This window comes from Nocardiopsis metallicus (genome assembly GCF_014201115.1).
Taxonomy (GTDB): Bacteria; Actinomycetota; Actinomycetes; order Streptosporangiales; family Streptosporangiaceae; genus Nocardiopsis; species Nocardiopsis metallicus.
On the sequence record NZ_JACHDO010000001.1, the window covers coordinates 7083477 to 7109964 of the forward strand.

A 26488-nucleotide genomic window follows, 5' to 3' on the forward strand; every position below is an offset into this window, starting at 1 on the left:
GGTGCGATGCTCCAGTATGGAGGCGGCACCCTCAGCCGCAACGTGACCAGAAGGGCAAGGCGATCGCGACATGACCGGCACCAGGGGAACCCGGGGCGCGACCCGTCTCGCGGTCCGCTACTTCGACGACCGCGTGCTGTTCAGCGACAACGAGGCCTGGGCCTACTTCCGCCTCCCCACGGTGTCCTACGAGTTCACCACCCCCGAGGAGCGCCAGGCGCTCGCCACGAACATCACCATCGCCCTCGCCGCCATCCGGATGAACGACGCCGAGGTGCACCTGCGCGTCGCGCACCGCACCTACCCGGCCGCGCAGTGGGCCACCCGGCTGGACGAGACCGCGGACGCGGGCCCCGGCTGGTACGAATACCTCGACGAGATGTACCGACACGTGTGGGCCAAGGACTTCTGGACCAAGGAGGTCTACCTCGGCGTGCGCCTGGGGCCGCGCAACGCGGGCGCGGGGCTCGGTCTGTTCTCCCAGTTCTTCGGTGCCTACCAGCGCACCGAGCAGGTGCTGGGCATCAACGACGACGCGATCGACGACAAGGAGATCGCCCGCTGGACCGACCAGTCCGAGCGCCTGGGCCGCGCCCTGGCCGCGAGCTCCCTGCACGCCCGGCACGCCACCTCCGACGAGGTCGCCTGGCTCATCCGGCACGCGGTCAGCGGAACCGCCGAGGAGATCCGTCCCTCCGCCGCCGGACGCCGCACCTGGGGACGCGGTGAGATCGAGCAGCTCGTGGACGGGGTGATCCACAACGGCCGATCCATGCTGCGCCTGGAACAGCCCGCCGGGTCCACCTACGTGGCCTTCCTGTCGTTCTCCCGCTTCCCGGACCTCATGCCCTTCCCCGACGGCGAACCCTGGCTGCACCACGCGGACGCGCTGCCGTTCCCCGTGGAGATCTCGCTGCGGATGAAGCTCATCCCGCCCGCGAAGGCCTCCAAGGACGTCGGCCGCAAGCTCGCGCACGCCCGCGACATGGACGCCCACATCCGCGAGGCCGGGGTGGAGGCGCCCATCGCGCTGGCCGAGCAGATCGACGCCGCCCGCATGCTGGAGCACGGCATCACCAAGGAGCGCCTGCCGTTCGTCTACGGCTGGCACCGGCTCATGGTCTCCGCGCCCACCGAACGCCTCCTGGTCCAGCACGTCGAGGCGGTCGTGGAGCACTACCGCGACATCGGCATCGACGTCATCAACTCCACCGGCGACCAGATCTCCCTGTTCAACGAGTCCCTGCCCGGCGACCGCATCCGCCTGAACGCCTACGCCCAGCGCCAGCCGCTGCGCACCATCGCGGGAGGTATGCCCACCGCCACGGTGGACGTCGGCGACCGCGTGGACGCCCAGGGCGGCGGCTGGGTCGGCCCCTACGTCGGCGAGACCATCGGCCGGGCCCGCTCCATCGTGCACTTCGACCCCATGGTCGCCGCGGCACGCAACCGCCCCACCGCCATCGCCATCACCGGTGAGCCCGGCGGCGGTAAGACCACCCTCGCGCTGCTGATGATCTACCAGCTGGCCCTGCGCGGGGTCACGGTCGCCGCCATCGACCCCAAGGGCGACGCCGAGTCCCTCGTGGAGCTGCTCAAGCACCGCGGCCGCAAGGCGCGCATCATGTCGCTGGGTTCGGCCCAGCCCGGCCTGCTCGACCCCTTCGCCTTCGGTGACGACCTCGCCGCGAAGAAGACCATGGCCACCGAGACGCTGCGCCTGCTGCTGCCCCGCATGAGCGAGGAGCGCGAGTCCGCGATGATCCAGGCGGTGGCCACGGTGGCCAACCAGCCCCAGCCGTCCCTGGCCAAGGTCGTCGACCACCTGGTCTCCTCCGAGGACGCCGCCTCCCGCAACCTCGGCGCGGTCCTCGGTTCGATGGCCGAGATGCGGCTGGCCTCGCTGTGCTTCGATCCGCAGGGCGAGGCCCGCATCGACACCGAGGGGTGGACCACCGTGTTCACCCTGGGCGGGCTCACCCTGCCCGACTCCGGGGTCAACCGGGACGACTACTCCTACGAACAACGACTGTCCGTCGCGCTCCTCTACCTGGTCTCCCAGTTCGCCCGCCGCCTGATGAACGGCCTGGACCGGCGCCTGCCCAAGGCGATCTTCCTGGACGAGGCCTGGGCGGTCACCTCCACCCCCGAGGGCGCCAAACTGGTCCCCGAGGTCTCCCGGATGGGCCGCTCCCGCAACACCGCGCTCATCCTGGTGTCCCAGAACGCGGGCGACATGCTCAACGAGCAGGTCACCAACTGTCTGTCCTCGGTGTTCGCCTTCCGCTCCAGCGAGGCGCACGAGGTCGCCGACGTGATGTCGCTGCTCGGCGTGGACAGCAACGAGGACCACATGGCGATCCTGCGCAACCTCGGCAACGGCGAGTGCCTCTTCCGTGATCTCGACGGCCGCTCCGGCCGCATCGGCGTCGACCTGGTCTCCGAGGGGCTGCTGCGCTGGCTGGACACCAACCCCACCCGAGAACGGCCCGCGGACGGTTCCCTGGTGACCGCTAACGGCCGCGACCAGTAGCGAACCTTTCCCGCGCGGTCGCGTCCTCGCAGCTCAACGGCGTGCGAGCGGGTGCGGGTCGCGGACCTGTCGACAACTGTTGACAAAGGGGTGCGGGGAGCCGGGTTCGGGCACGGCGAGGATGGGGATCAAGGAGACTACCGCCCGCTCTCCGATCCCGACCCGGCCGGACTCCGTCCCTACCCGGACCGGCCCCGTCTCACCGCGGACCAGCCCCGTCTCACCGCGGCCCGGCCATCCGATCCCGGCCTCAGCCATCCGATCCCGGCCTCAGCCATCCGACCCCAGCCATCCGACCTCAGCCCCAGCCATCCGACCTTTCGCGCTCCCCGATCGCCACGAGCCCCCGACCGACACTCACCACTCACGAGGGACCGCCCATGAGTGAGGACGTCATCCGGCCGCGCCCCGTAGTCGACACCGCTCTGCCAGAGGAACTCCGCGAGGACATCTACCGGGAGGCCAACGCCCCGGAATCGCACCGCATGCGCACCGACGGGGAGGCCGTCAGCCGAGCCCTGCGCTTACGCGAGGGCGGTGTCCAGCTGCTCGGGGTCGGCTTCACCCTGGGCCTGGCCCTGCTCACCGCCGGCTGGTACCTGGGCATGGTGATCGCCAGCATCAGCCTGGTCGCCTACGTCGCCGCGCTCTCCCTGCGCAAACAGGCCGACCCGGTGGTGCGCGGGGTCGGCGCCGCGGTCGGCGGCGGAGCGCTCGTGGCCGCGCCCCTGTGGTTGTTCGACGTCCTGCCGCCGGACCCGCCCGCCGGTGCCCCCTGGCTGCTGTTCGCGCTGCTGGTCGGCATGGTCACCGCGGACACGCTCACAGCCCGGGTGAAGGAGCCCCCGGAGGAGCACTACCGTGACCGGGTCCTGCTGCCGGAGGACATCAGCGCCGCCGACCACGGCCTGCTGGTGGCGGTCCAGCAGACCATCGACAAGGTCACCGACGCCCGGGTGGAGCTCGGCGGTTCCGGCGGCTCCGACACCCTGGACACCGCGCGCGGGCTGGCGGTCCTGCGGGAGCAGGAGTGGCGGATCGCCTCCCTGCTGGCCCGTCAGCGCGAACTCCGCCGGGAGTACATCCGGCGGTGGCAGCAGGCCTCCTCGCCCCGGGTGCGCGAGGTGCTCGAACCCCAGCGCAGGCACCTCATCGCGGTGGAGGGGCACATCCGGGTCCGGGTCGACCAGATCGTCGAGTACGGCCGCCTGGTGGAGGCATCGGTCCTGGCGCACCGCGAGTGGGAGCAGTGCCAGGAGGCCCTGGACTCGATGGACGCCTACACGGATCTGCGGGCGGAGGCCTCCCTGATGTCCGTGCACTCCGCGGAGGTCGCCGAGCTCGCCGACACCGCCGAGGTCGCCCGCCGGGTGCGCGACGAGAGCGTCACCAGGGTGCACGCCGCCGTCACCGGCCTCATGGAGCTCCCCCGGGAGTGACCGCGCAAGGCTCCGGAAGGACCCGCAGACTTCTCAGGCTCCGGGCGCGGACCCGGAGCCCGGGCCCGCCGATTCGGTCCCGCCAGCGGGCCCGAGGGTGATCTGCCGGGCGCGGACCAGGACCGCGGCGGTGAGCAGGCTCAGGGACGCCCAGGTGACCAGCGTGGTGGCGGTCATGACCACGAGCCCGTAGGACCGGAAGGCCGCGGGGTGGTCCATCACCAGGAAGACCGCGAACAGGAGGGCGGCCGGCCACAGGGCGAGGAGCAGCGCGGCCCGGGGTTCGGGGCGTCTGCGGTGCCGCACGGCCAGCAGGACGGTGCCCAGGCACAGGAGGGCGCCGAGCACCGCCTCCAGGTCCTGGAGGTTGATGAGCCCGGCCAGCCGCGCCGCCAGCAGGGCGGCCAGCACGGCCGCCACCGCCCAGGTCGCGGCCCGGTACCGGAACGCCGCCGCGACGAGCAGCCCCGTCATGGCCAGTACACAGGCCCAAACGACCAACCAGGGGATCATGTCCGCCGGGTCGGGCCTGACGTGCACGACCGGCTCCCACCGGGACCAGACCAGCAGGGCCAGGTGCATCACCGCGAGGACGGCCGCGGCGGTCCACAGTTCGAGCCAGGCGCCCCGCGGCATCCCGGGGCGTTCGGCGTGCAGGAGCAACAGCAGCAGGAACGCCGCGGTCCAGATCTGCGGGTTGGGCAGGTCCCACGACAGCCACACCTCGGGTAGCACCATCGCCACCAGCGCGAACATGGTGAAGGCCAGCAGGGCGGATCCGCTCAGCGGTGTCCGGGCGGAGAGGACCCGTTCGAGAACGGACCGGGTTCGATCGAGGAACGGTGACGGAGTCAGCGGGAAGCATCCTTCGGACAAGGGAGGACGGCGCCTCCAACTCTGGCACCGAACCGCCGGACGCACCAGATTACCGATGACCGCGTCCGGTCAGAGCAGCTCGTCGGACACGGCTCCCGTGCTATCAGGTGCCCATGGCACGGAAAACGAGGGGCGGGGTCGAGGTGCACGTCGGATCCAGGGTGGGGTCCCAGAACGGTGACGGGCCCTTCGCCATCCAGTCGCGTCCTCTCGGCCTGGTCTCTCCTGCTGGTGGGGAAGCGGAGGAACGCACGCGCGGGCCGCAGGACGTCGCGCGTCACTACCGTGCCCACAAGCCGAGCTGAGTCCCGTTCGGTGCCGGGCGCGGCGGTGGATTCGCGAAGCTGCCCGGTCGGTCTTCGCGAGGATTGCGCCTTGACGCCCCGCCCGTGCGGATAGGAGCGGTTGCGGTCCGGTAGGAGTGGTTCTTGTCCGCCCCGGCCGGAACCGGCCAGCGGCAGCTTGTGTGGTTCGGGCCACACGGGTTCGGCCGGTCTGAGAGATTGGGCGGATGAGCGATGACTGGTCGAGCGGGGAGAGTCCCTTCGACGACTTTCGGGAAAGGGTGGCCGTGATGGTCGCCGTGGGCCGACTCGGTTTCTCCGAGGTGCTGGAAAGAGCCTATGACCGACTGCTCGACCACCTGCGATCGCATACCGGCCGGTCCCTGTTGGACGAGGCCCCGGCCGACGGCGCGGTCTCCGGCAAGGGCGAGGCGGGCAGGGGCGAGGCGGAAGAACTGCGGGCCCGGGCCACCGAGGTCTACGACTTCGTGGACCAGAGTTTCGCCAGACACCTGCGCACCCAGCGCCGGTGGCCCGCCCGGACCGACGTCGAACGGCTCGAACGGGCGGGCCAGGCCCTGGCCGGGATCGGGACGCCGCTGTTCGAGGCGTTCGACTGCTGCGACGGCTGTCTGGAGCACCACGGCGGGGAGGAGTTCGTGTGGCGCTACGCCGACCGCCGGGACGCCAGGGCCCGCTCGGTCGTGTACTTCTTCGAGTCCGACATCGAACTCGCGCTGCTGGGCGGGGGTCTGTGGGTGAGTTTCGCGGCGCGTGAGCAGAACCGGACACAGGCGGCGGCGACGGAGATCCTCGAGGTCCTGCACGCGCACGGCCTCGACGCCGTGTGGCCGGACGAGTCGGTCCGGCGCATCCGCGTGGACATGGAGTGGCACTGCCGGCGCCGGGGCCGCCTGGCCGCGCACCCGGGCCCCCGCGCGGAGCGGGAACCGGGGATCCGGGTCCGGCTCACCAACGCGCTGGAGGATCAGTACGTGCCCTGGTGGGGTGAGCACAGCTTCCTGGATCCCTCGGTCCGGGAGTTCTCCCGTATCGCCCTGCCCTGGCTGCCCACGGGGTACCAGGTCGAGGTGACCAGCCATATCACCGGGGACGCCCTGTACCTGGAACGCGACTTCGACCGGATCCGGGTGCTGGGGACGGTCGCCCTGCTGGGACCGATCCTGACCATGGAGCCGGAGCGCCTGGAAGGGTTGGGCCGTAAGGAGGAAGAGGACCTGCTGTTGCCCCTCGGCCACCTGGAGGAGATCCTCGGCCGCTGGGCGGTGGACGGTTCGCTGCCCTTCAAGGGCGACACCCGGCCCGTCGAGCGCGGGCTCCTCGACGTCTGCTACGACGACGGCTTCCACCTCGGGGCGGGCAGCAGCGCTCTCGGAGTCCCCATGGACCTGGCGGAGTGCCGGTCGCTGATGTACAGGGTGGCCCCGGTCGAGGGCGCTTTCGTGGTCGCCCACGCGTTCAACGGTGTGTGCGTGCAGATGGTCTGGCAGGAGAACCGCACCGTGTGGATGGAGACTCCGGACCCCGCCAGGCGTGTGTCACACGGCCGGCTGGGCACTCTCGCCGAGGTGGAGGAGCTGTTCTGCCAGCTCGCCGAGGAGGGGACGTCGGGACTGCTGGGTAGGCCGGACGTGCGTGTCGTTTCCTGGGATTGACGGAACCGGGACGGCCCTCGGGGAACCCGGCGCGGTCGTATCCGCCGCGCCGCCCCGAACCGCCATCGGAGGGCTTGGGCGTCGACCGCCCCGCCACCAGGGCCCGGCCGGCTGAGTCCGTCCGGCCGGGGCTGACGGACCGGCCGGAGGGACTCACTCGGGCAGGCCGGGCGTGGCGGCTGAGACGGCCAGGGCGGCTAACCCAGGCCGAAGTAGGCGCGGGACCGGGCGGGGACGAGCAGCAGCCCGCCGATGCTCAGCGTGTACAGCAGTATCAGCGCGTAGACCACCAAGAGCTCCGGCGTGTAGATGAACACGACGAACATGCTCAGCGCCAGCGCCACCGCCGCGACCCCCTGCACGACCACCACCAGCGCGAACACCAGGCGGGACCGGGTGAGCAGGCCAAAGGAGCCGAAGGCCGACACCGCACCCCACAGGCCCAGGAAGACCACGTTGCCCCAGCTGGTCCCGGCGGCGGTGTCGCCCGCCTGCCCCGCGCCGATGGCGGTGATCACGAACAGCACCAGGGCGTTGATCCCCAGCATCACCATGGCGGTGAGCACCGCCGAGGGTCTGTCCACGGGCGGCTTCCCGGACCTGCCGCTGACCGGTTCCGTCACCGACTCGGGGTTGGTCCCGGTGTGTCCCACGCCGCGCACGAAGCCCGTGCTCGCGGTGTTCCCGGACAGCGCCGACGACCCGGCCTGCGGATATCCGGCCTGCGGATCCCCGACCTGCGGCTGCTGGGGGCCGCTCAGGCGCTGCCGCAGCAGTTGGGGTTGGGGTTGCGGGGGAGGTTGCACCCGCTGCTGCACCTGCTGCTGTGGCGGCGGCTGCGGGGGAGGTTGCACCCGCTGCTGTGGCGGCGGCTGCGGGGGAGCCATCGGGGCCGGCGTGGGGGCGGCCTGTACCTGCTGCGGCTGCCCCCACGCGGGTGCGCCGCCGTAGGGGCTGGGTGTGTGCGGGCTGGGTGGACGGGAGCCGGGTGCGTAAGGGCTGGGTGTGCTGTGGCCGGGCCCGCCCGGGGGCGCGTGCTGCTGCGGCTTGGAGTGCCACATCCCGGTTCCAGCTCCGGGGCCAGTCCCGGGGCCCGCCCCGGTCAGGTGTCCCGGACGCGGGCCGGTTCCGAGGCCGGGCAGCGAAGCCTGGCGCGTCCCCACGTGCGGCTGTGCCGCCTGGTGCTCCCGCTCCAGCAGCTCCAGAGCCTCCTGGGGGCTCGGCCGGGCGGACACGTCCCTGGTCAGCAGGGCCGCGATCAACGCGCGCAGCGCCAGACTCCGGGTGTCCTCCGCGGTCCCGTTCCGCGAGAGCTGGGGCGGCATCGGAGCGGTCAGCACCGCGCTGATCATCCCCGTGACGCTGTCCCGCTTGAACGGCGAACGCCCCTCCAGCAGCGAGTACAGGGTCACGCCCAGACTCCACAGATCCGAGGCGGGCAGTGCGCGCTCGCCCTCGAACCGCTCCGGCGCCATGTACTCGGGGGAGCCGATGTACACACCGGTCTGAGTGAGCGCGGTGCTCCCGTCCACGTTCGCGATCCCGAAGTCGGTCAGCACCGTCCGGTCGTCCTCGGTGAACATGATGTTGGCGGGCTTGACGTCGCGGTGGGTCACCCCCGCCGCGTGCGCCGCGCTCAACCCGCCCAGCAGCGACCGCGCCGCCTGCTCGACCCGCTCGACCGGCAACGGCCCCTCGGTGTCCAGGCGGTGCTGGAGCGAGGAACCGCTCAGCAGCTCCATCACGATCCACGGGCTGGCGTCGTGTTCGAGCACGTCGTGGATGGTGACGACGGCGGTGTGACTGATCCGGGCGGTCGCCTGCGCCTCGCGCAGGGTCCGGGCGTGCGCCTCCGCGCGTTCCTCAGCGCCCATCCCCTGGGGGAGGAGCACCTCCTTGACCGCGACGTCCCGCTGCAGGGCCGGGTCCCAGGCATGCCAGACCGTGCCCATACCGCCCGCGCCGAGCCTCGTACGGAGCTCGTAGCGGCCGACAGAGGTACGCCCGGGAGTCGACATGGGCTGGCTTCCCTTCTGGCGGTGCGGGGGCCTGCACGGACCGGACCGTCTTTCGTGGAAGGTCCGTCCGCCGCCTTGGGGCGGGAGGTGGGGGAACCGCCGTTGAGTGAAGTTGAATGAACCGGTTTCGACCGAACTCCAACTGTAAGCCTGCCCACTGACAGCGGCGTCAGCGCCAACGGAAGGTGACCGATAGCGGTCAGAGCCCCCAGCCCGCGTTCGGCCTCCTCCGGAGCGGCCCGGCACTCTGCGGATCCCCGGCCCCGGGCGCAGGTGGGGGTATTCGCGGAAGGCTTGACGGCCGGAGCCGGGCACCCGGGGAACCAGGGGGCCGGTGGGAACGCCGTCCCGCCGAAGCCCCTCCAGAGAGCCCCGTTTCCTACTCTGGGTGAGGGTGATTCCGGTCAGGCCGGGTGTTCAGGTGAGCCGGGTATTCAGGTGACAGGGGCGGCGTGATGAATGACAGCGGGGCGGGTGAGGCGGTCGTGAGCGGCGGGGCCGTGAGCGGCAGGGCCAGGACCGTGGGGGTGGTGGCCTCCCTCGTCGGGGTCACCGTCCGTACGCTGCACCACTGGGACGAGATCGGGTTGGCCGGGCCGAGTGAGCGCAGCGCCGCCGGTTACCGGATCTACACGGCCGCGGACATCGCCCGCATCCACCGCGTGCTGGTCTACCGGGAGCTCGGCGTCTCGCTGGAGGAGGTCGCCCGGCTGCTGGAGGCCGACGCCGGAGAGGCCGTCGAATCCCTGCTCCAGCAGCGCGACCGGCTGCGCGAACGCATCCACGAGCTGGAGCGGATGGCGCAGGCCCTGGATCGGATGGCGCGGGCCCGACAGGAGGGTGTCCTGCTGTCGGCGGAGGAACAGGTCGCGATCTTCGGCGAGGACTGGCAGCCCTCCTGGGCCGCACAGGCCCGGGAACGCTGGGGCGACACCCGGCAGTGGGCGCAGTTCGCCGAACGCGCCGCGGAGAAGACCGCCGAGGACTGGCAGCTGGTCGCGGAGGAGGTCCGGGCCCTCAACGCCGACCTCGCCGAAGGGCTGCGGGCCGGTCTCGAACCGGGGAGCCGGAAAGCGAACGCGCTGGCCGAGCGGCACCGGGCGTCCATGAGCGTGTACTTCGACTGCACGCACTCCATGCAGGTGATCCTCGGCCAGACCCACGTGGACGACCCGGGGTTTCGCGCCCACTACGACGGCCTCGCCCCCGGTCTGGCGGTGTGGCTGCGTGACGTCATCAGCGCCAACGCCCGCGCGCACGGCGTGGACCCGCGGACCGCCGTGTGGAAGTGACCGGGAGCGGCACAGGACCAGGCGATGGCCCCGGCCGAGGGCGCCGAGGCCGACCAGGGCGGTGAGCAGTATCAGGACCACCGCCGGGGTCGAGTCGGAGCTTCCCGCGCCGGCGAGCCCGAACCCAAGCATGAAGCTGACGAAGAACACCGGCATGGATACGAAGAGGCGAATCAGGGCGGGCAGGAAGAGCGCCAGCAGCCCGAGGGCCACGAAGGCGGTCTTGCCCAGGCACTGGCGGGAGCCGGAGCCTCGGGAACGTCGGGGCCGGTGGGGTCCACGGGCTGTCGGGCGGTGGACATGGCGGCTCCGGGGGTGGGCGAGCGGGGCGACCGAGGCGGAATGATCGGGCGAGTGAGGTAGCGCTGAGCAGTGGGGTTGAGTGGTGGAGTTGAGCGGTAGGACTGGGCAGGGAGCGAGGCGCGGCGGGTGGGGGTCTCGGACGCCGTCCCTCCGGCCCCTGTGACTCGGTGGAGGCCGGATCCGTTCTCCGCGGGCGGTGGGGAACCCGCCTGGACTCCGCCCATCAGACGCTGCCCACTGGAAAGGGGGCGTGCGGCCGAATCGGCCGCACGCCCCTCGTCCCTGTTCGTCCTGTTCCGCCTGATCCGGTGCTCGGCGCCCGGTGCCAGGTGTCAGGCGCCGGTCGTCTCGGGGAGGTCGAAGTCGTTCTCCCTGAGGTAGTCCGCCGCTGCGCCCTCGGGGTCGAAGGGGCGGGCGGCGGTCATGATCACCCGGGTGTTCTCCGGGGTGGTGACCTCGATCTCCACCGAACCCCACGGCATCTGCCGGGGGGCGCTGACGGAGCCCGGCAGAGCCTTCTCGCAGGCGGCCGCGATCCCGTCGACCTGGTTCAGCACACAGGAGAAGCTGACGCTCATCGGCGCGACCACAGCGGGGCGCTCGCCCGGGACCAGGAGGACGTCCTGGAAGGCCCAGCGCCGCAGGTGCACGACCTGGCCGGGCGCGGTGAAGAAGTCGAAGAAGCCCAGCCCGTCGACCCAGAACTCGGTGGAGGCCGCCAGGTCACCGGTCGGCACGGTCACGAACACGGGCATGCCGTACAGTCCGCGGAACTGCTCCGGCGCAGGTGTGTCGGGTCCGGCGGGCGGAGGGACGGGGCTGATGCTGAAGGCCGGGAAGTTGGGGTATTTCTCGCTCATGCGGCCCATCGTGAAGCCTCACGCCGCGTGAGGGTCAAGCCGAAGGAGAACGAGCCGTACGCCCGGACCCGCCTCGGTGGGGCTCTACCCTGTCCCGGGGCGGTGCCGGGGCAGTTCGTCGGGCAGGCCGCGATTGTTTTCGGCAGGAGCGGCGAAAACATGAAACATGAATATGGTTCCGGATTCGCTCTCGAAATCCCCGTGGTGTTGAACGGCGTGGAGTGGGATCGGCAACACGCGTGCGGGCTGTGGATGGATTTAATTTTCGCAGTTCAGGGGGTGTTCTTTGGTCTTCCCAAGGGGGCTCTTCCGGTCTGATGGTGAATGACGGGGGCAAGGCGGAATCCGATGGAACTGGGTTTCGGTAAGCTTTCTGCGCCTGCAGTGCCGGGAGTGGCGGCAGGCTCCCCCGAAGCCGAAGACCGAAAGCGCGGATGCTGAATGAAGAACGCCAAGAGCAGTAGAATCCCCACCCTCACCGCTGTGGGCGCGGCCGCGGTGCTCACCCTGACTGCCTGTTCCTCGTCGGAGAACTTCGACTTCACCGAGCGCCTGGAAGGGGCGCCCTCCAGCATCAAGTTCAGCGTCCCCAGTGATCTCGGTGACCTGCACGAGGACTACGCGGACAACCGCATCTTCGACTCCATCACCATCAGGGCGATCGAGTCCGAGGACCCGTCGATGTGCGCCGTGCGGTACGACTACGACTACGCGAGGGGCGGCCTAGCTTGGCGTTTAACCTGCTTGCTTGGCTCCGGGGTGCCCCGTAGTGCCCGTTTTGTTCTTCTTGGGAACCCCGTATCGGGGAGCTGGACGCTTGTTCTGGCTCCCCACCGGACGCCCCGGACCAGGCCCGCAGGATTTCGGTGCACCCACACACACCGGCAGGTCAGCGCGAATGTACCGAAACCCCCGACGCACCCGCGCCGGACTCATCCGGTCCGCTTCCACCAGCCGATGCCAGGGCAATCTGACCTGACGCGCCAACAACCGGGCCAGACGTAGCTGGGTATAGGCCACCACGACCAGCCAGGACCACCGGTCCGCCGATCGCGGGTCCCGTAGCCGGGGTGCGTTCCACCCCAACGACTGTTTGAGGAAGCGGAAGGTGTGCTCGATGTCGAACCGGCGCAAATAAGCCCACCACATCTGACTGACCTGCTCTGAGCGCATGCCGGTGGCTGAGGACCACAACCACAACGGTTTGGGATCGCGCCGCGAGGGCAAAGCCTGCACCTGCAACAACACCAGGGTGCCCTCGATCACCGGTAGCTCACCGGGGTGCTCGGCCCAGGCTGAGCGGTGGGTCAGCCGGGGATGCATCCGATCCCAGGAGCGCGCGGTGGCACTGCCGTAGCGGCGGGTGGCAGCGGTGGTCACCGTCTCCGGCTCGGGCCAGGTATCGGGGGCGGCCATCCGTAGGGCAGCCCCGTGTTTGGGCGGGCGCCCGTTGGCTGAGATCGGTCGGTGCTCGGCTGGGCCGTAGAGCACCCGGTTGGAGGGCAACCGGCCCACCACCTGAACGGGCAGATCAGCGAGCAGATAGGCCAGACGAGGACTGTCATAGCCCGCGTCAACCACCACCACAATGTCGGGATCGCCCTGCTGGTGGTGTTCAGCCCTGATCAATCGGGCGATCAGCTGGCGGACTTGGTGGGCGGTGACGGTGGTGGGGTCCTCGTCACTGTGCAGGCGGCGCAGGTCCAGGGGCGCGGTCCAGGAGGTGGAGCCCTCTTCCAGTGCGACGATCATGGAGTAGGGCCAGCCCGGGACCATCTCGGCCTGGCCGGTGCCGCGCCCGTAGGTGTGGCACCAGGCCCGGTCAGGGCTGGTCCAGGCGTCCGGGCGCAGCCAGGGGGAGACATCGCAGGCCAACACGATGCGCCCGTGGAAGCGGGGCAGGGGCAGCGAGGCCAGGATCGATCGCAGTTGGGTGGTGTCGATGCTTCCGTGGGCCAGGGCGGCGTAGGCCGAGCCGTGGCCGCGGTGGTGTTCGGGCTCCAGGGAGAGTTGTGCCAGGTGGCGCACGGGGGTCGGGGTGCTGACCAGGGCTTCGCAGACCTCGAAGAGGGCGTCAGCACGTGTGGTCAGGCAGGCGTGGAACTGGGAGCGGAATCGGGCCAATGTCGACAGTGGCTCGACAGGGGTGTGCTGGTGCAGCAGACTCATGGTGACGGCCTTCGTTGTGATCAGGTGTGTTCGTGGTTGAAGCACATGATCACGCGAAGGCCGTTGTGCTGTCCGGGAAACAACGAAGCCCGTGACCGGGACGGTATCCGGTCACGGGCTCGAGGTTAAACGCCAAGCTAGACCGTCTTGTCGAATTCGCGGAGAGCCTCGACAGTGATTATTCCGTGGAAGAGCGTGTGTCGAGTCTGCTGACCAACAAGTCGCCGGGGAACGAGCAGGTCGAGGTCGAGGAGGACTACAGCTCCGCGGTGCTGCACCTGGACTGCTCGCCCGCGCCGCGTGAACCGGAGGAGGTCGTGGGCGTGACTCTCACCTACATCGACACCCGGGAGGACATGATCACGCCCATCGCCGGCGCCGACGTCAGCGTCATGCGGGGCTCCGGGAGCGACGGTGAGCTGTACATCCAGGAGTACGAGACGCCCGACTGGAGGACCGACTCCAACGGCAACTGGATCGCGGAATAAGGCCGCTCGCGGACCAGGGCCGCGCTGATGCACTGTGGTGTTGAGGTATTGCGGTGCTGGGGTACTGCGGTGCTGAGGCTCTGTGCCCGCCGGGCCCTTTGCGAGTGAGATGCGGAACCCTGCCTCTCAGACTCTGGGGCTCTCAGGCTCCGGCTGAGCGCTGCGGCCCGGCCCCTTCCGCCGCTGACGCCGGTACCGGTTCGGTGATCCTACGAGCCGGTGCCGCGGGCGGGCGGGTATTCGGTGGGTGGGTATGCGGCGGAGGGATCACTGTGCCCGGCGGGGTCTTGGCCCTCCCTCGGACCTCGGAGACAAGACATCGTGCAGCTTCCCCGGGAGGGGGAGGCTGCCCCGGGGATCTGGGGGCTGGGGCGCCCAGATCCCCGGCGCTGGCCTTGGCGTTGGTAGTCGCCTCGGGTCGGCTCAGGTTCCCGTCATGTCCCGGGGCAGGGGCCAAGAGGGCTATTCGTGTTGCGCATGACGCATGACCGAAGCCTGCTGGGGTCTGCGCGGGCCTGCTGTGGACGGGCTTCTGGCGGGCGGGCTGCGGGTGGGGAACCTGACCCAGGGGCGGGAGGGCTGCTGTTTCGGTCCTACGGCAATAGAGACTGCGGGTCTCACGGAAGCCGAGGATGGGACTGAGTGCCAGTCCAGTTGGTCGCCATATGTCCACTTTTCAACACGAAAAGTTCTGTGACGCCCCTCATAGTCCGCATGTGGACAGCAAATTGTGGCCTTGTGGTTTTTGGGTGTTACGGCCGTCCCATCAAGCCTGTTACCTGCACAAACAAGGAGTAGATCCTGATTTGCCCCCCGGGTTCCGGGTGGATGGGTACGGACAACCCGAAAACCGCTCGCGTTGCAGCCTTCCCTCAACCCGGTGATGACGCACCATAGAGGATGGGGTAAAGACATGCGGGGGCCTTGTGGCCGCGTGCGGTCGCGCGCTTGATGGCGGGGCGGCGTGCGTGCGTGGTCGGAGGCCCCGGTGTGTGCCATCGATGTCCCCGCACGAACCACGACGCAGGAGCTCACCAGATGAGGCATCAGCACGTCCACCGGCGGGGTTGGCGACGAGCCCTGATGACGTTCCTGATGCTGAGCGGCTTCATCCTGCTGCCACTGACGGGGGCCCAGGCGAACCCGATGTGTCCGGGTAACCCGGCTCCGCTCCCGGAGTCTGCGGGGAGTGGTTCAGATGGTCTTCTGGTCCCGCCGCAGTCCCGTTCCGCCATTGAGGGTTCTCCTGACGGGATGCCGCCGGACGCCAGTATGTACGGCCAGTACGGAACTGCTGGTCAACAGTGGCACATGATCACGGAGTCCTGCGTCGACAAGATGTCACTTGGGGCTCAGGCAACCATCGCTAACTCTGCCTGGGATCTGTCCAAGACCATCAACCAGTCGACCATCACTGTCTACCAGGCTGCAACTTCGGATGGGCTCCTGGCTAGTTTTTCTAGCACGGTTGAGAGCGTGGTTGTTGCCCTCCGGGAAGGAATCTGGCGCCCGCTCATCCCGACAATTATTATTCTGGGGGCTATCTGGCTTGGGTGGTACGGGCTCATTCGAAAGAGGATGACTCTCACCCTTGAGTCATCTGTGTGGATGGTTGCCGCTACTGCACTTGGGATGTGGATTCTCGTTAACCCGTCTCAAGTCATGAGTCTGGGGAGTTCCTTGGTGAACTCTGGAACTCAGCTTGTAACTAGTGCGGTTGGTCAGGTTCCCTACGGATCTTCATTGACTTCTTGCCCTGTTGGAGCGGAACCTCCTGAGCGGGCTTCCTGGGAGTCTGAGTCAGATTTTCAGGTTCGTCGTAACGCGGACATGATGTGGTCAAGCTTGGTTTGTCAGCCTTGGATGGCTGGTCAGTTTGGCAATGACGACATGGCGATCAACGCGGCTGAGATGCACGCGGAAGATCTTCTTGCTGCACAGGCGATCAGCAGGATCGAGCAGCAGCAAATTGCTGACGGCGAACTTGATGCAGCGACTCTTGTTGCTGATAAGCAGGAGAGCTACCAGGAGATTTCTTCTGACATTCAGGAATACTATCCAAGTGTCTACCCTCTCTTTTCTGGCGATGATCAGGGGAGTCGATTGGGGGTTGCGACGCTCGCGCTCTTCGCTTCAATTTTCGCTGGTGGATTGATTCTTGCTGGTTCAGTGGCGCTTATAGTGCTGAAGATTGCGTTCATGCTGCTCTTTATGCTCGCTCCGGTATTCCTGCTGATCGGGATTCATCCGGGATACGGGCGCATGGTTCTGCTCCGCTGGGTTGAGCTAATGGTCGGATTCTTGCTCAAACAGATCTTCGTTGTCCTGATGATTGCTCTGCTTGTCATGAGCTACGGTCTGGTTATGTCAACCCCCCTGGGTTGGGGCTTGCAGATGATCTTGCTTGCCCTGTTCACTCTGGCGCTCTTCATTTACCGCAAGACCTTCGCCTACCTCTTCTCTTCGGTGAACGCGAACACCTTCACCTCACGGATCGTCAGCGATGCGGCGCGTAGTCAAGCGCTCGACAAGAGTGCGATGGTCCTGCCACCAGTCGCCTATCTCAAGACGCAGAACTGGGGTCGGCGCAGGGGAGCCATGATCGCTGGTACAGCCGCAGGAGTTCCCGCCAACGGCGGTGTGCCTACCAGCGCTGTAGAAGGAGCAGAAGAAGTACCGGATAGCGGAGTCACCCGCGGTGATGGCGCTCGGGTCCGCGGCACCGCTGGTTATGGCCGTGTCCGAGGTAACAACAATGCTCCGCCGCTCAACGTCAATCGAACTGGTGGACCTGGTACCACACGGTCTACTTCAGCGCCGCGTACTAGCGGCGAGGCGCCAGATCTGGCAGGTAGTAGTTCCGGGGGAGCTGGGGGCAGTGGTGGAGCCATCCCGCCCCGACCCGCTGGTGGTTACACCGGAACTGGGGACAGCGGTTGGGCTGGTGTGTTCGGTACCGGCGGTGGAAACAGGCCGAACCGAAGCGACGGCGGTGGTTTCGGCTCAGGTTCGGGCGGCGGCACGTTTGGTGGCGGGTCGGGTAACTCCCGTGCAGCCAGCTCCGAACGCGCAGAGCCCAGTACCGGGCGCGGCATCTTCAGCGGCCGCGAGGACACCCCTGCTCAGGGGAACCTCGGCAACCGGGGTTCACGCTGGGGAAGCCCGAAGGAGAAGCGGGAACGACCCGCTCCGCAGCGTCCGGCTCCCGCTGACCGTAGCAGGCGCGGTGACGGGGAGGGCGGTTGGCTGACCGGTTCCGGCAAGAGTAAAGACAACGCCCCCATCACTCCCTTCTGGGGTGAGAACGGGTCATCCAGTACCCGGGACCGCAAGCGCGATGTTCCTTTCTGGCTGAACGACGACTGACCGAAGACAAGGCACCCCAAAGACCATGCCCAACCCTCTCCCCGAACGCACCCAGAGACTGGTCGTCATCGGCCTGATCGCAGCCCTGGCTGGGTTCGGGATCTATTTCAGTCTCGGCGGGGTCAGCGGAGATCGGGAGGAGCAGCCCACTGGCCCGCCGCGAGAGCCGGGAACTGCTCAGGATGAGGCCGAACCACCCTCAAGTCCGGGTGGTTCCGCCACGGTGCCGCCCAGCCCGATTCCGACCACCGAGGCCGAAGACCTGGACGTCCTCGGCTGGTTCCCGTTCACCGAAGCGGAGTTTCAGGCGGCGGGTGCCACGGCACAGGCTTTTACTGAGGCCTACGGCACCATCGATTACTCGGAATCCCCCGAGGCCTACTACTCCTCGATGGAAGCTCTGGCGACCGATGAGTACGCCGAGGTGCTCTCCGATGTGAACCGTGCCGGGGCTTTCTGGGAGGAAATGAGCGAGGCCGAGGCGGTGGCCCAGGGACGAGCTGAGGTCCAGGAGATCCGGACCTTCGGCAGTGACTCCATCACCTTTGTGGTCACCGCTCAGTCCATCACCGAGACCGGGGATGCCGAGTTCGACGAGGACCTAGGGGACTTCGCCGTCACCGTGATTCGAGAGCGCGGTTCCTGGGCTGTCTTCGACTTCCAACCCGCCAGCGCAGGACAGTACGGGGAGGAGTGACCGGTTGATCTCCGCTCTACGCACCCCCGCCCCCGATGAGCGAAGCGGTTCCTGCCTGACCAGGGTCGGCGTGCTGGCCGCTGTCGTCATGGCTGGGCTGGTCTTTCTGACCCTGATGGTGATCCCGGCGATCACAAACAACACTCAGGTGGGGTCCTGGCTGGCTTCCGGGGTGGTCTGCGCTCCCAATGCTGATGCCGAACAGCCGAGTAGCAGTGAATACGCCATGGACACCATTCCGGAGAACTACCTGGAGCTCTACCAGGAGGCCGGGGAGGATCGCGGGGTCCCGTGGAACATCCTGGCTGGCATCGGTCAGGTGGAGTCTCATCATGGTCGCTGGGATGGACCTGGGATCACCGAGGGGCACAACGACTGGGGTGCGGCTGGACCCATGCAGTTCGGCTCTCTGGACGGGTCGGCAGCTGGGAACAGCTGGGGTGGTGAGCCGATCCAGCCGGTGGGTGAGCGTCCGGAACAGGGTTACGGGGTGGATGGCAACGGCGATGGCATCGTTAATGTCTATGATCCGGCTGATGCGATTCCGGCCGCTGCTGATTACCTACTGGCGCACGGGCTTGAGGATGATGTCCGGCGAGCGATCTACGGTTATAACCATGCCTGGTGGTACGTCGATGACGTGATGGAGTGGGCCGACCGGTACGCCGAGGGCGACTTCAACACCTCGGACTCCATCCGGACCGCTGTGCTCTGTGAGCTGGATGAGGACGGGGTACCGATTGGTCGAGCTCCGGATGAGCTGACTCAGGCGGTGGTGGACTGGGCGCTTGACCAGCGAGGAAAGCCTTATATCTGGGGTGGAACCGGGCCGGACGGTTATGACTGTTCCGGACTGACGATGAAGGCTTACGAGAGCATCGGGGTGACAGTGCCCCGTGTCTCTCAGGACCAGTGGGGTTTCGGCCCCGAGATTCCAATGGGCGAGGAACAGCCCGGTGACCTGGTCTTCTTTGATGTGACCCGTGCTGGAGAACCGCCAGGGCCTGGGCATATGGGAATGGTTATTGGCGATGGCCTGATGGTCGAAGCCTGGTGCACCAACTGTGGACCGATCGCGGTGCGGGAGTACGATGACCCCAATCGTGCGGACATCGTGGGGTTCACCCGTCCGCTTGAGCACCCCGAAGTGAAGGCTCAGCTGGAGGCGCAGGCTTAACCGTGGCGGACACGAAGGAAGCAAACTCGAAGCGCAAGGAACCAGCGAAGAAGGGCCTGCATGGATGGAAGGCTGCGCTTGCGGTCTTCGGTTGCGGGACGCTCGCAGCTTTTGGTGTGTTCGGAGTTATTGTTGGTGTGTTGAGCCTTGTGCTCAGTACGGCATCCAGCGGCCTTTCGGCTGGAAGTGACCCTGTTCCAGTCGCGGATCAGAGCATCAAGCAGCGTGAAGAATTTCGTGACGACAAATTCGATCTTTGTCATAGTACTTTGCGGACAATCAGCGGTATTAGTCTGATTTATGATCATGGGGCTGGAGAATACGAGGATACCTCTGTCGATGGTGGCAACCCTGCGAGCAACGATCTAGTTCGGTCGGATCGGTGTAGTGGGGAAGTCTCGGCGGTGGATGAGGGCTTGGTGCCGTGGGATTTTGATTTCTCGTATCGGGCCATTATTTTTTCCCCAGATGGCGATCGAGATGAGTTGGCCTCAGGAGATTTGACTGAGCTTCGATCGGAAATTGAAGGATCGGATCTCGTGATCACTGAATCAGGGGTAGGAGATCTGGGGGACGAGTCTTATTATTACTACGGGGCTCTCACAGATAACCAAGAAGCGACTTACGCGCTAGTTGTCAAGCAGCGAAGCGCGACCTATACCGTTCGCATGACTTCCCCTGACGATGTACCGCCTGAGACGTTCGCTGGTGAGGTTCGCAAGTTTGGCCCGCAGCTTAGGATCACGCTGGAGAACAGGATTCCTAAGTAACGACTGCTGGCTTTGGTGTGACCGGTGCTCTACGCGACGCCGGCCATGAAGTGGTGGCGGCAGAGGGTCGTGTACGACTCGTTGCCGCCGATGTGGACCTGTTCACCCTCGTAGATCATGACTCCGTCAACCACACGGGCGTTGTGCGTGGCGCGGTTGCCGCACCAGCAGCGCGCGTAGACCGGCAGGATCTCTATCTTGTCCGCCAGCTCGACCAACCTCTTCGATCCGGGGAACAGCACACCCTGGAAGTCGGTCAGGATGCCGTAGCAGTACACATCGATACCCATGCCGTCCACGACGCCCGCCAGCTGCCCCACCTGTTTGAACGACAGGAACTGGGCTTCGTCGCAGATGACGTACGGGGCCTTGCGGTCGGCGATGTCGTCGTAGAGATCCAGCGAGTCTCCGACCTCGATCGCGGGGGAGGTCAGGCCCAGTCGGCTGGAGATGATCCCTGACCCGGCCCGGTCCTGCTTCGTGTACAGGATGCCCTCGCCACCCCGTGAGTGGTGCTCCTGGAGGGCCATCGTGCTCTTGCCCGAGTTCATCGAACCGGTGAAGTACTTCAGCTCCGCCATCGTCTCTTCCGTAACTCGGTCGCGGGCACTGCCTGGGGGAGGCTCAGCAGCTGCCGAGGCCAGCAGCGAAGATATCAGCGGGGCTACGGGGTTCAGTACGGGATCCTGGCCCCGGATTCTTGCTCCTGGCCAAGGCTTGGCTCTGTATCTGAGTCTGGGCGGCGTCAGATGAGGTCGGTCCGAAACCGGGGTCCCCCTGGTGTGTGGGAAGTCGCACGCGGGTCCGAACTCTCCCGGTTATCCGGTTGTGACTCTTCGGAGAATGCGGCAGCGTACCTTTCGGGAGGTCGCTGTCCCTGGTGGGGGCGCGCGCGGGTGTGCCGACCGCCTTCTGGGCTCCGGCGGCCGTGTGGACGGCGTTTGTGTGCCGGGGGAGGGGCCCGGCGTGCGAAGAGTGCGAACTATGACGTGCTTCGGGGTGTCCGAAAGGACTTCGATATATTTGTGCGCGCCTTGTCCTCATTCAAGGCGCGAGCGTGAGGGAGAAACTGGCTTTGTGGCGAGATCAGGTCACTAGATTTGTCGAGAGCCGTGGGTTCTCCAACACCATGCTCAGCGTGATCCTGGTCAACGCCGTCATATTGGGATGGGCGACCTACGGGGGTTCAGCCCTTCCGTACCTCGAGGTGGCCGAGAGCCTCATCGTCGGGCTGTTCGTCATCGAGATGTTCCTGAAGCTGTACGCCTGGCGCGGCGGCTTCTGGAGGGACGGCTGGAACTGGTTCGACTTCATCGTCGTGGTGATCTCGCTGATCCCGGCGACCGGGCCCTTCGCGGTGCTGCGGATCCTCCGCGTACTCAGGGTCCTGCGGGCGATCACGGCGGTGCCGCAGATGCGCCAGATCATCGGGGCGCTCTTCAAGGCGGTGCCCGGTATGGGCACGGTCATCGGACTGTTGCTGATCGTCGTCTACGCGTCCGCGGTCCTCAGCCAGCAGATGTTCGGAGAGAGCGTCCCGGAGTTCTTCGGGGACCTGGGAACCACGCTCTACACGATGTTCCAGCTCATGACCACCGAGGACTGGCCGGAAGTCTCCGAGGCGGTGGCGGAGCACCATCCGTACGGCTGGATCTTCTTCGTGCTGTACATGGTGCTGACCGCGTTCATCATCCTGAACCTGGTGATCGGTGTGATCGTCACGTCCATGGAGCAGGAGTTCGGCAAGGGCCGCTGGGAGGAGGACCAGCGTCTCGAACTGGTTCAGCACAACGCGGTGATCGAGCGTCTGACGGAGCTCAGCGAGCAGGTGGCCCGGCTGCAAAACCAACTCGGGCAAGAAGATAGCGGCGGCCGCCAGAGCGTGGAGGAGGCCGCCGCCAAAGTTCCCGTCGCAGGTAGTGAGGCCCACGGTGGATCGGAAACCGATGAGGGCGGGTCGGATGGAAGGAGGCCCCACCGGGGGGAGTAGAAGACCCCCGGCGGGCCTTGTTCCTGCCCTCACGAATGATTATGAGGGAAGCGCAGAGTGTGGTGGGACGGATTCCCGGGAATCCGCCCCAATTTTTTGAGACTCTTCGACCAAGATCAGTCGCGTGGAAGGACAAATACTCCTTTTCCTGCGACGATTCGGACAAAACCGCGCTCCTCTAGGAGAGCGGTCGTCTTGCGTGCTGTTCCTCGGGCAACCCCGAATTCTTGGACGAGGCCTGCGATGCTGGGTATGGGTCTCTGTGGTTGGTAAACGCCCTGCTCGATCCGCGCGATGAGGACAGCGGCCAACTGAAGCCACACGGGGTCGGGGCCTTCGTGGTCTAGCTCGCTGTCAGGGCCGTAACCAGCGGGAATGCTCGCTTCTGCCATGTGATCGACGGTGCCATGGCATGTACTTCAGGATTAATCCGAGTCAGTCTATGGACTTGCATGACACGGTCAAGGTATGGTTACAGACACCTGGACGCAGGAACCCCGGCGACGTGCGGTAACACGCCCCGGGGCCATGGCCGACCTGAGCAAGACAGGACGACAATGCAGATCCTACTGGCCTTCTTTGGCGTGCTCGCTGCACCCGTGCGGCTCGCACGGCCGACGCGAGGACTCCACGCCTCCTCCTACGGCTACACCTGGGGGCTCGTCACCGAGTTCCGCCGCCGTTCCCGCCGGGTGCGCCGGTACGCGGATACCCTCCCCGCCGCCGTCAGGGGGTGCTGCGCATGAACGCCCGCACCCCCGGCCCCGCCACCAATGCCCGCTCCCACACCCCCACCCCCACCCCCACCCACACCCTGAAGCCCCTACCCTCAGGAGTGGCACCGGGCGCCCTCGCCCCGCAGCCGCTCGGTTCCAGCCTGCGCAACCCGGTGCCGGCCGCCCCGGGGGCTGCCAGCCGCGCCGATGAGCTGGTTTCGGAGATCGGTCGGCTCCTGCGAAACCCCGGCCGGTCCTCGCACGCGGCCCGCACCCTCACCCGGGTGGACGGACTGTTCGCCGAGCTCGACCGTCAGCTCAGGTCCGGCGGGCCGCTGCCGAGCACCTGGCGGGCGGCCCCGCGCCCGGCTCCGCCGCCGTCGCGTCGCGGGATCGCCTACGAGTACGCCACCCAGTGCTACGACGCGGTGAGCGAGACGCTGCGGGAGGTCGGGGGAGTGGTGGCCGCCTGGCGCGCGCTCCGGCAGGCGGCCCGGGAATGGGAGCGCCTGAACGGGGCCCTCACCGAACGGTCCCCGCTCCCCGAGCCTTGGCTCCCACCGGACGACCAGCCCGGGTAACCGCCCCGACCCACCGCTTCCCGGGGCTTGACCACATCCCCCAGCCCCGCAACTGACCCAGCACCCGATCCCGGGTGGGCGGCCAGGCCTCCAACCGCCCACCCGGCCCTGCCTGCCCTGCGCCGTGCGCGGCCCTCCGTGGCCCGGGGCGCCCTCAACGTCACGCGAGGCCGCCAACTGAGGGCTGGGCTCTGCCTTGAACTCTCGCCCTGCGGATCACCTCGCGCAGACCTACGCTGAAGCTCGGGCCCTTGGTGGTATCCCCGCCCCCGCCCGGCCTGTCGCCATCCGCATGGCGCCGGCCAACGGCACTGTTCAAGGAGACGTGTGAACGTCGTCGAACACCGCCCACCGTCCACCGCCCGAAAGCCGGGCGCTCCCGATGAGCAGCGAGCTGTTCGAGCGCCTTGCCGCCCAGGCCTTTGCGGCTGACCGTGTTCGGATGGAGATGTTCGGCGGAAGAGTCTGGGTTCGCAGGCCGGTCGGCGGGGCACGCACCGGGATGCTCTCCTGGCTGGTGCGCGGGTTTCTCGCTCGCCGCACCGAGCTCGCCCTCATCACCAGCGGGCCGGGGTTCAAGGTCGGTGCCCGTCGTGAAGGGCGGGCCCGCCCGGACGGGGTCCTCGCTCCAGCGGGCTACTTCGACGATGCTGGTGTGTGGGCCGACCCCGAAGGTGTCCTGGCCGTGGCCGAAGTGACCTCCTGGGATGCCGACACGCACGCCCGGGACCGCGTCGAGAAAGTCGCTGCCTACGCGGAGACCGGCATCGACCTCTACCTTCTGGACACAGAACCGTTCAAGCGCTTCGCCCGCTGATGGACCAGGGGTGGCGTGCCCAGGGGCGCGCCCGGCGGATTGGTCACCGGGCGCACCCGCGAACTGGACCTCCTACGTCTGGCCGGGCTGCGCTCGACCGGGCGCGCAGGCCTGCTCGGACAGGTCGGCTCAAGGGCTGGTGAGGATGACCAGCTGACTGGTCGCGCGAGTCATCGCCACGTAGCGGTCCACCGCCCCCTCGATGCCCTCGCCGAAGGCCTCCGGGTCGACGAGCACGACCAGGTCGAACTCCAGGCCCTTGACCAGCTCCGGGGCCAGCGAACGCACCCGGGGCGTGGGCCGGAAGGCCGGATCGCCGATGACGCAGGCGGTGCCCTCCGCGTTCGCCGCCAACCACGACTCCAGGACCGCCCCCAGCTCCGACACCGACCCGTGTTTGACCGGGACACCGCTGGTGCGGACGGAGGTCGGTACGTTGGCGTCCGGAAGAACCTCCCGGATGACCGGCTCGGCCTCGGCCATGACCTCCTCCGGGGTCCGGTAGTTGATGCTCAGCGAGGCCAGCCCGACCCGGTCGAAACCGACCCGCTCCAACCGCTCCGCCCAGGACTCGTTCTCACCTTCAGGGTTGGTGAAGCCGTGCCGGGCCTGGGCGCGGTCGCCGACGATGGTGAAGCTCCGGGAGGGGCAGCGCAGCAGCAGCATCTGCCACTCGGCGTCGGTCAGTTCCTGGGCCTCGTCCACCACGATGTGCGCGAACGGCCCCGCGAGCAGGTCCGGATCGGCGGCGGGCAGCGCGGACTCGTCCACCAGGGCGTCCTTGAGGTCCTGGTTGTGCAGCATCGTCACCAGCCCCTCGCCGTCGTCGTCGGCCTGGATGATGTTGTCGATCACCGAGGACATGCGCTCCTGCTCGACCGCCGCTGAGGCCTGGCGCCGGCGTCGGCGCTGTGCGGCCTTCGGGTCGCCGAGGCGCTGGCGGGCGGCGTCGAGGTAGGGCAGATCGGACACCGTCCAGTCCTGGGCGCGGGCCTCCCCGCGCTGGAGGGCGCGAACCTCGTCGGGCCCCAGCCAGGGCGCGCACAGGCGCAGGTAGGCGGGGACCGACCACAGGTCACCGACCAGGTCGGTCGGCTCCAGCAGCGGCCAGGCCCGGTTCAGGGCACCCGGCAGTTCACCCTCCCGGAGCAGCGCGGCCTTGAGGATCGCGGGCGTGATGTCCTCCTCGGCCGGGTCGTCGCCGTCCTCGTCGTACCGGTCCGAGTACCGGCTCGGCAGCTGACCGGTCAGCTGGTCGGTGAGGATCTCCACCAGCTCGTCGAGGATGTGCTCGCGCGCCTCGTTGTGCGGGACGCCCGGGTCCAGCGACCGGAACGCCTCGGCCCAGTCGGCGGCGCTCAGCCGCAGGTCGGCCCAGGGGGTGGCGACCGCCATGCCCTGTTCGGGCGGACGTTCGTAGAAGCGCACCGCGGGTTCGATCGCCCTCACCAGCTCCGCGGAGGACTTCAGCCGGGCCGTCACCGGGTCGGCCTCCGCAGGCAGGTCGCCTCGGACGGCGGCGCTGCTTCCGGTGGCGGCGTCCCCGGTGCCGGCGATGGCCCGGTCGGGCGCGGGGACGGGGACGAGGTCGCGCAGGGTGCAGGTCTGTACCCCCTCCTCGCCCAGGCTGGGCAGGACGTCGGCGACATAGGCCAGGTACGGCTGGTGCGGGCCCACGAACAGCACCCCGCCGCGGCGGTGCCCGAGCCGGGAGTCGGAGTAGAGCAGGTGCGCGGTGCGGTGCAGGGCCACCACGGTCTTACCGGTACCCGGACCGCCGTCCACGACCAGCGCCCCGCTCGCCCCCGCCCGGATGATGGCGTCCTGGTCGGCCTGGATGGTGCCCAGCACGTCCCGCATCCGGTCCGAGCGGTTCGCGCCCAGGCTGGCGATGAAGGCGGACTGGTCGTCGAGCGCCGCGTTCCCCTCGAAACCCTCCTCGGTGAACACCTCGTCCCAGTAGTCGCTGATCCGGCCCAGGTTCCACCGGTACCGGCGGCGGCTCACCAGCCCCATCGGATCGGCGTGGGTCGCCGCGAAGAAGGGTTCGGCGGCGGGGGAGCGCCAGTCGATCAGCAGCCGCCCGCCGTCGCGGTCGGTGAGGCCTAGGCGTCCGACGTAGACGGGCTCGGAGCCGTCCGCGCCGACCATGCGCCCCAGGCACAGGTCGGAGCCGAAGCGGCGCAGGGTGCGCAGGCGCGCGGACAGCCGGTGCACCTCCATGTCCCGGTCGAGCACCTCACGCACCTTCCCGGTGGGCGCCTGGCGCAGGGCGCTGAGCCGCTCGGAGAGATCGGTGATGGTCTGGTCGAGGCTCTCGCGGATGGCGCAGAAGTGCCGGTCGTCTTCGGCGATCAGCGTGGGGTCGGCCTTGGGGGAGAGGCGGTCGGAAAGGTCAAAAGCGCTTTTGGCCTGCGGATTCACACCGTCTCCCGG

General features: G+C 67.9%; 20 protein-coding genes. 13 read left to right on the forward strand and 7 right to left on the reverse strand.

The features are described 5' to 3' along the window. Window positions 1-70: 70 nt before the first annotated feature. Window positions 71-2533 (forward strand): ATP-binding protein, encoded by a 2463-nt coding sequence (locus HNR07_RS31255; protein WP_184369732.1) that lies wholly within the window; start codon window positions 71-73, stop codon window positions 2531-2533. A gap of 380 nt (window positions 2534-2913) precedes the next feature. Beyond that, a complete protein-coding gene (locus tag HNR07_RS31260) occupies window positions 2914-3972 on the forward strand; it encodes a hypothetical protein (protein ID WP_184369735.1) in 1059 nt (352 codons plus the stop codon). Window positions 3973-4005: 33 nt separating this feature from the next. Here the strand turns inward: HNR07_RS31260 and HNR07_RS31265 are convergent, their stop codons facing one another. Further along, window positions 4006-4848 (reverse strand): hypothetical protein, encoded by an 843-nt coding sequence (locus tag HNR07_RS31265; RefSeq protein WP_184369738.1) that lies wholly within the window; start codon window positions 4846-4848, stop codon window positions 4006-4008. Window positions 4849-5359: 511 nt separating this feature from the next. On the opposite strand from HNR07_RS31265, the gene HNR07_RS31270 reads away from it, so the two are divergent. Next, window positions 5360-6808: a DUF6891 domain-containing protein gene (locus tag HNR07_RS31270; RefSeq protein ID WP_184369741.1), complete on the forward strand. Its 1449-nt coding sequence runs from the start codon at window positions 5360-5362 to the stop codon at window positions 6806-6808. Window positions 6809-7005: 197 nt separating this feature from the next. Here HNR07_RS31270 and HNR07_RS31275 read toward each other — a convergent pair whose 3' ends face one another. Further along, window positions 7006-8826 carry a protein kinase domain-containing protein gene (locus HNR07_RS31275; RefSeq protein ID WP_184369745.1) on the reverse strand — a complete coding sequence of 607 codons (1821 nt, stop codon included), beginning with the start codon at window positions 8824-8826 and terminating at the stop codon, window positions 7006-7008. Window positions 8827-9281: 455 nt separating this feature from the next. Between HNR07_RS31275 and HNR07_RS31280 the strand changes: the two genes are divergently transcribed. Continuing rightward, on the forward strand, window positions 9282-10118 hold the full coding sequence (locus HNR07_RS31280) for a MerR family transcriptional regulator (protein ID WP_221318990.1): 837 nt from the start codon (window positions 9282-9284) through the stop codon (window positions 10116-10118). Between the two features lie 635 nt (window positions 10119-10753). Here the strand turns inward: HNR07_RS31280 and HNR07_RS31285 are convergent. Further along, window positions 10754-11281 carry a VOC family protein gene (locus HNR07_RS31285; protein ID WP_184369748.1) on the reverse strand — a complete coding sequence of 176 codons (528 nt, stop codon included), beginning with the start codon at window positions 11279-11281 and terminating at the stop codon, window positions 10754-10756. Between the two features lie 735 nt (window positions 11282-12016). Continuing rightward, the gene (locus tag HNR07_RS31290) at window positions 12017-13450 is read right to left on the reverse strand and encodes an NF041680 family putative transposase (RefSeq protein WP_184360963.1); all 1434 of its coding nucleotides are present in this window, start codon (window positions 13448-13450) and stop codon (window positions 12017-12019) included. Window positions 13451-13647: 197 nt separating this feature from the next. Between HNR07_RS31290 and HNR07_RS31295 the strand changes: the two genes are divergently transcribed. The 5 genes from HNR07_RS31295 (at window position 13648) to HNR07_RS31315 (ending at window position 19948) form a co-directional block, all read left to right on the forward strand. Continuing rightward, window positions 13648-13938, forward strand: coding sequence for a hypothetical protein (locus HNR07_RS31295; RefSeq protein WP_184369751.1), 291 nt, complete (start codon window positions 13648-13650; stop codon window positions 13936-13938). Window positions 13939-15021: 1083 nt separating this feature from the next. Then, on the forward strand, window positions 15022-17304 hold the full coding sequence (locus HNR07_RS31300; RefSeq protein ID WP_246420596.1) for a type IV secretion system protein: 2283 nt from the start codon (window positions 15022-15024) through the stop codon (window positions 17302-17304). Window positions 17305-17329: 25 nt separating this feature from the next. After that, window positions 17330-18001 carry a hypothetical protein gene (locus tag HNR07_RS31305; protein ID WP_184369757.1) on the forward strand — a complete coding sequence of 224 codons (672 nt, stop codon included), beginning with the start codon at window positions 17330-17332 and terminating at the stop codon, window positions 17999-18001. 4 nt (window positions 18002-18005) lie between these two features. Next, window positions 18006-19178 (forward strand): C40 family peptidase, encoded by a 1173-nt coding sequence (locus HNR07_RS31310; protein WP_184369760.1) that lies wholly within the window; start codon window positions 18006-18008, stop codon window positions 19176-19178. A gap of 2 nt (window positions 19179-19180) precedes the next feature. Then, window positions 19181-19948: a hypothetical protein gene (locus tag HNR07_RS31315; RefSeq protein WP_184369763.1), complete on the forward strand. Its 768-nt coding sequence runs from the start codon at window positions 19181-19183 to the stop codon at window positions 19946-19948. Between the two features lie 29 nt (window positions 19949-19977). Here HNR07_RS31315 and HNR07_RS31320 read toward each other — a convergent pair whose 3' ends face one another. Continuing rightward, the gene (locus HNR07_RS31320) at window positions 19978-20529 is read right to left on the reverse strand and encodes a thymidine kinase (protein WP_184369766.1); all 552 of its coding nucleotides are present in this window, start codon (window positions 20527-20529) and stop codon (window positions 19978-19980) included. Between the two features lie 494 nt (window positions 20530-21023). Between HNR07_RS31320 and HNR07_RS31325 the strand changes: the two genes are divergently transcribed. Then, window positions 21024-21938, forward strand: a complete 915-nt coding sequence (locus HNR07_RS31325) for an ion transporter (RefSeq protein WP_184372965.1) — start codon at window positions 21024-21026, stop codon at window positions 21936-21938. 116 nt (window positions 21939-22054) lie between these two features. On the opposite strand, the gene HNR07_RS31330 is transcribed toward HNR07_RS31325, so the two are convergent. Beyond that, window positions 22055-22330, reverse strand: coding sequence for a GntR family transcriptional regulator (locus tag HNR07_RS31330; protein ID WP_184369769.1), 276 nt, complete (start codon window positions 22328-22330; stop codon window positions 22055-22057). Between the two features lie 165 nt (window positions 22331-22495). Here HNR07_RS31330 and HNR07_RS34530 point away from each other — a divergent pair, with 165 nt between their 5' ends. The 3 genes from HNR07_RS34530 to HNR07_RS31340 all read left to right on the forward strand — a co-directional run bounded on the left by HNR07_RS34530 (window position 22496) and on the right by HNR07_RS31340 (window position 24052). Continuing rightward, complete coding sequence (locus HNR07_RS34530) at window positions 22496-22684, forward strand: hypothetical protein (protein WP_221318991.1); 189 nt, start codon at window positions 22496-22498, stop codon at window positions 22682-22684. After that, on the forward strand, window positions 22681-23235 hold the full coding sequence (locus HNR07_RS31335; protein WP_246420597.1) for a hypothetical protein: 555 nt from the start codon (window positions 22681-22683) through the stop codon (window positions 23233-23235). The genes HNR07_RS34530 and HNR07_RS31335 overlap by 4 nt, the downstream gene beginning before the upstream one ends. A gap of 382 nt (window positions 23236-23617) precedes the next feature. Beyond that, the gene (locus tag HNR07_RS31340; RefSeq protein WP_184369772.1) at window positions 23618-24052 is read left to right on the forward strand and encodes a Uma2 family endonuclease; all 435 of its coding nucleotides are present in this window, start codon (window positions 23618-23620) and stop codon (window positions 24050-24052) included. A gap of 129 nt (window positions 24053-24181) precedes the next feature. Here HNR07_RS31340 and helR read toward each other — a convergent pair whose 3' ends face one another. Continuing rightward, window positions 24182-26476 (reverse strand): RNA polymerase recycling motor ATPase HelR, encoded by a 2295-nt coding sequence (helR, locus tag HNR07_RS31345; protein ID WP_184372969.1) that lies wholly within the window; start codon window positions 26474-26476, stop codon window positions 24182-24184. Between the last annotated feature and the right edge of the window lie 12 nt (window positions 26477-26488).

What these genes read in the sequence shown, in the direction of transcription:
- HNR07_RS31255 (WP_184369732.1), top strand. Translation starts at nt 71, where the DNA reads ATGACCGGCACCAGGGGAACCCGGGGCGCGACCCGTCTCGCGGTCCGC.
- HNR07_RS31260 (WP_184369735.1), top strand. Translation starts at nt 2,914, where the DNA reads ATGAGTGAGGACGTCATCCGGCCGCGCCCCGTAGTCGACACCGCTCTG.
- HNR07_RS31270 (WP_184369741.1), top strand. Translation starts at nt 5,360, where the DNA reads ATGAGCGATGACTGGTCGAGCGGGGAGAGTCCCTTCGACGACTTTCGG.
- HNR07_RS31275 (WP_184369745.1), bottom strand. Translation starts at nt 8,826, where the DNA reads ATGTCGACTCCCGGGCGTACCTCTGTCGGCCGCTACGAGCTCCGTACG.
- HNR07_RS31280 (WP_221318990.1), top strand. Translation starts at nt 9,282, where the DNA reads ATGAATGACAGCGGGGCGGGTGAGGCGGTCGTGAGCGGCGGGGCCGTG.
- HNR07_RS31285 (WP_184369748.1), bottom strand. Translation starts at nt 11,281, where the DNA reads ATGAGCGAGAAATACCCCAACTTCCCGGCCTTCAGCATCAGCCCCGTC.
- HNR07_RS31290 (WP_184360963.1), bottom strand. Translation starts at nt 13,450, where the DNA reads ATGAGTCTGCTGCACCAGCACACCCCTGTCGAGCCACTGTCGACATTG.
- HNR07_RS31300 (WP_246420596.1), top strand. Translation starts at nt 15,022, where the DNA reads ATGACGTTCCTGATGCTGAGCGGCTTCATCCTGCTGCCACTGACGGGG.
- HNR07_RS31305 (WP_184369757.1), top strand. Translation starts at nt 17,330, where the DNA reads ATGCCCAACCCTCTCCCCGAACGCACCCAGAGACTGGTCGTCATCGGC.
- HNR07_RS31320 (WP_184369766.1), bottom strand. Translation starts at nt 20,529, where the DNA reads ATGGCGGAGCTGAAGTACTTCACCGGTTCGATGAACTCGGGCAAGAGC.
- HNR07_RS31330 (WP_184369769.1), bottom strand. Translation starts at nt 22,330, where the DNA reads ATGGCAGAAGCGAGCATTCCCGCTGGTTACGGCCCTGACAGCGAGCTA.
- HNR07_RS34530 (WP_221318991.1), top strand. Translation starts at nt 22,496, where the DNA reads ATGCAGATCCTACTGGCCTTCTTTGGCGTGCTCGCTGCACCCGTGCGG.
- HNR07_RS31335 (WP_246420597.1), top strand. Translation starts at nt 22,681, where the DNA reads ATGAACGCCCGCACCCCCGGCCCCGCCACCAATGCCCGCTCCCACACC.
- HNR07_RS31340 (WP_184369772.1), top strand. Translation starts at nt 23,618, where the DNA reads ATGAGCAGCGAGCTGTTCGAGCGCCTTGCCGCCCAGGCCTTTGCGGCT.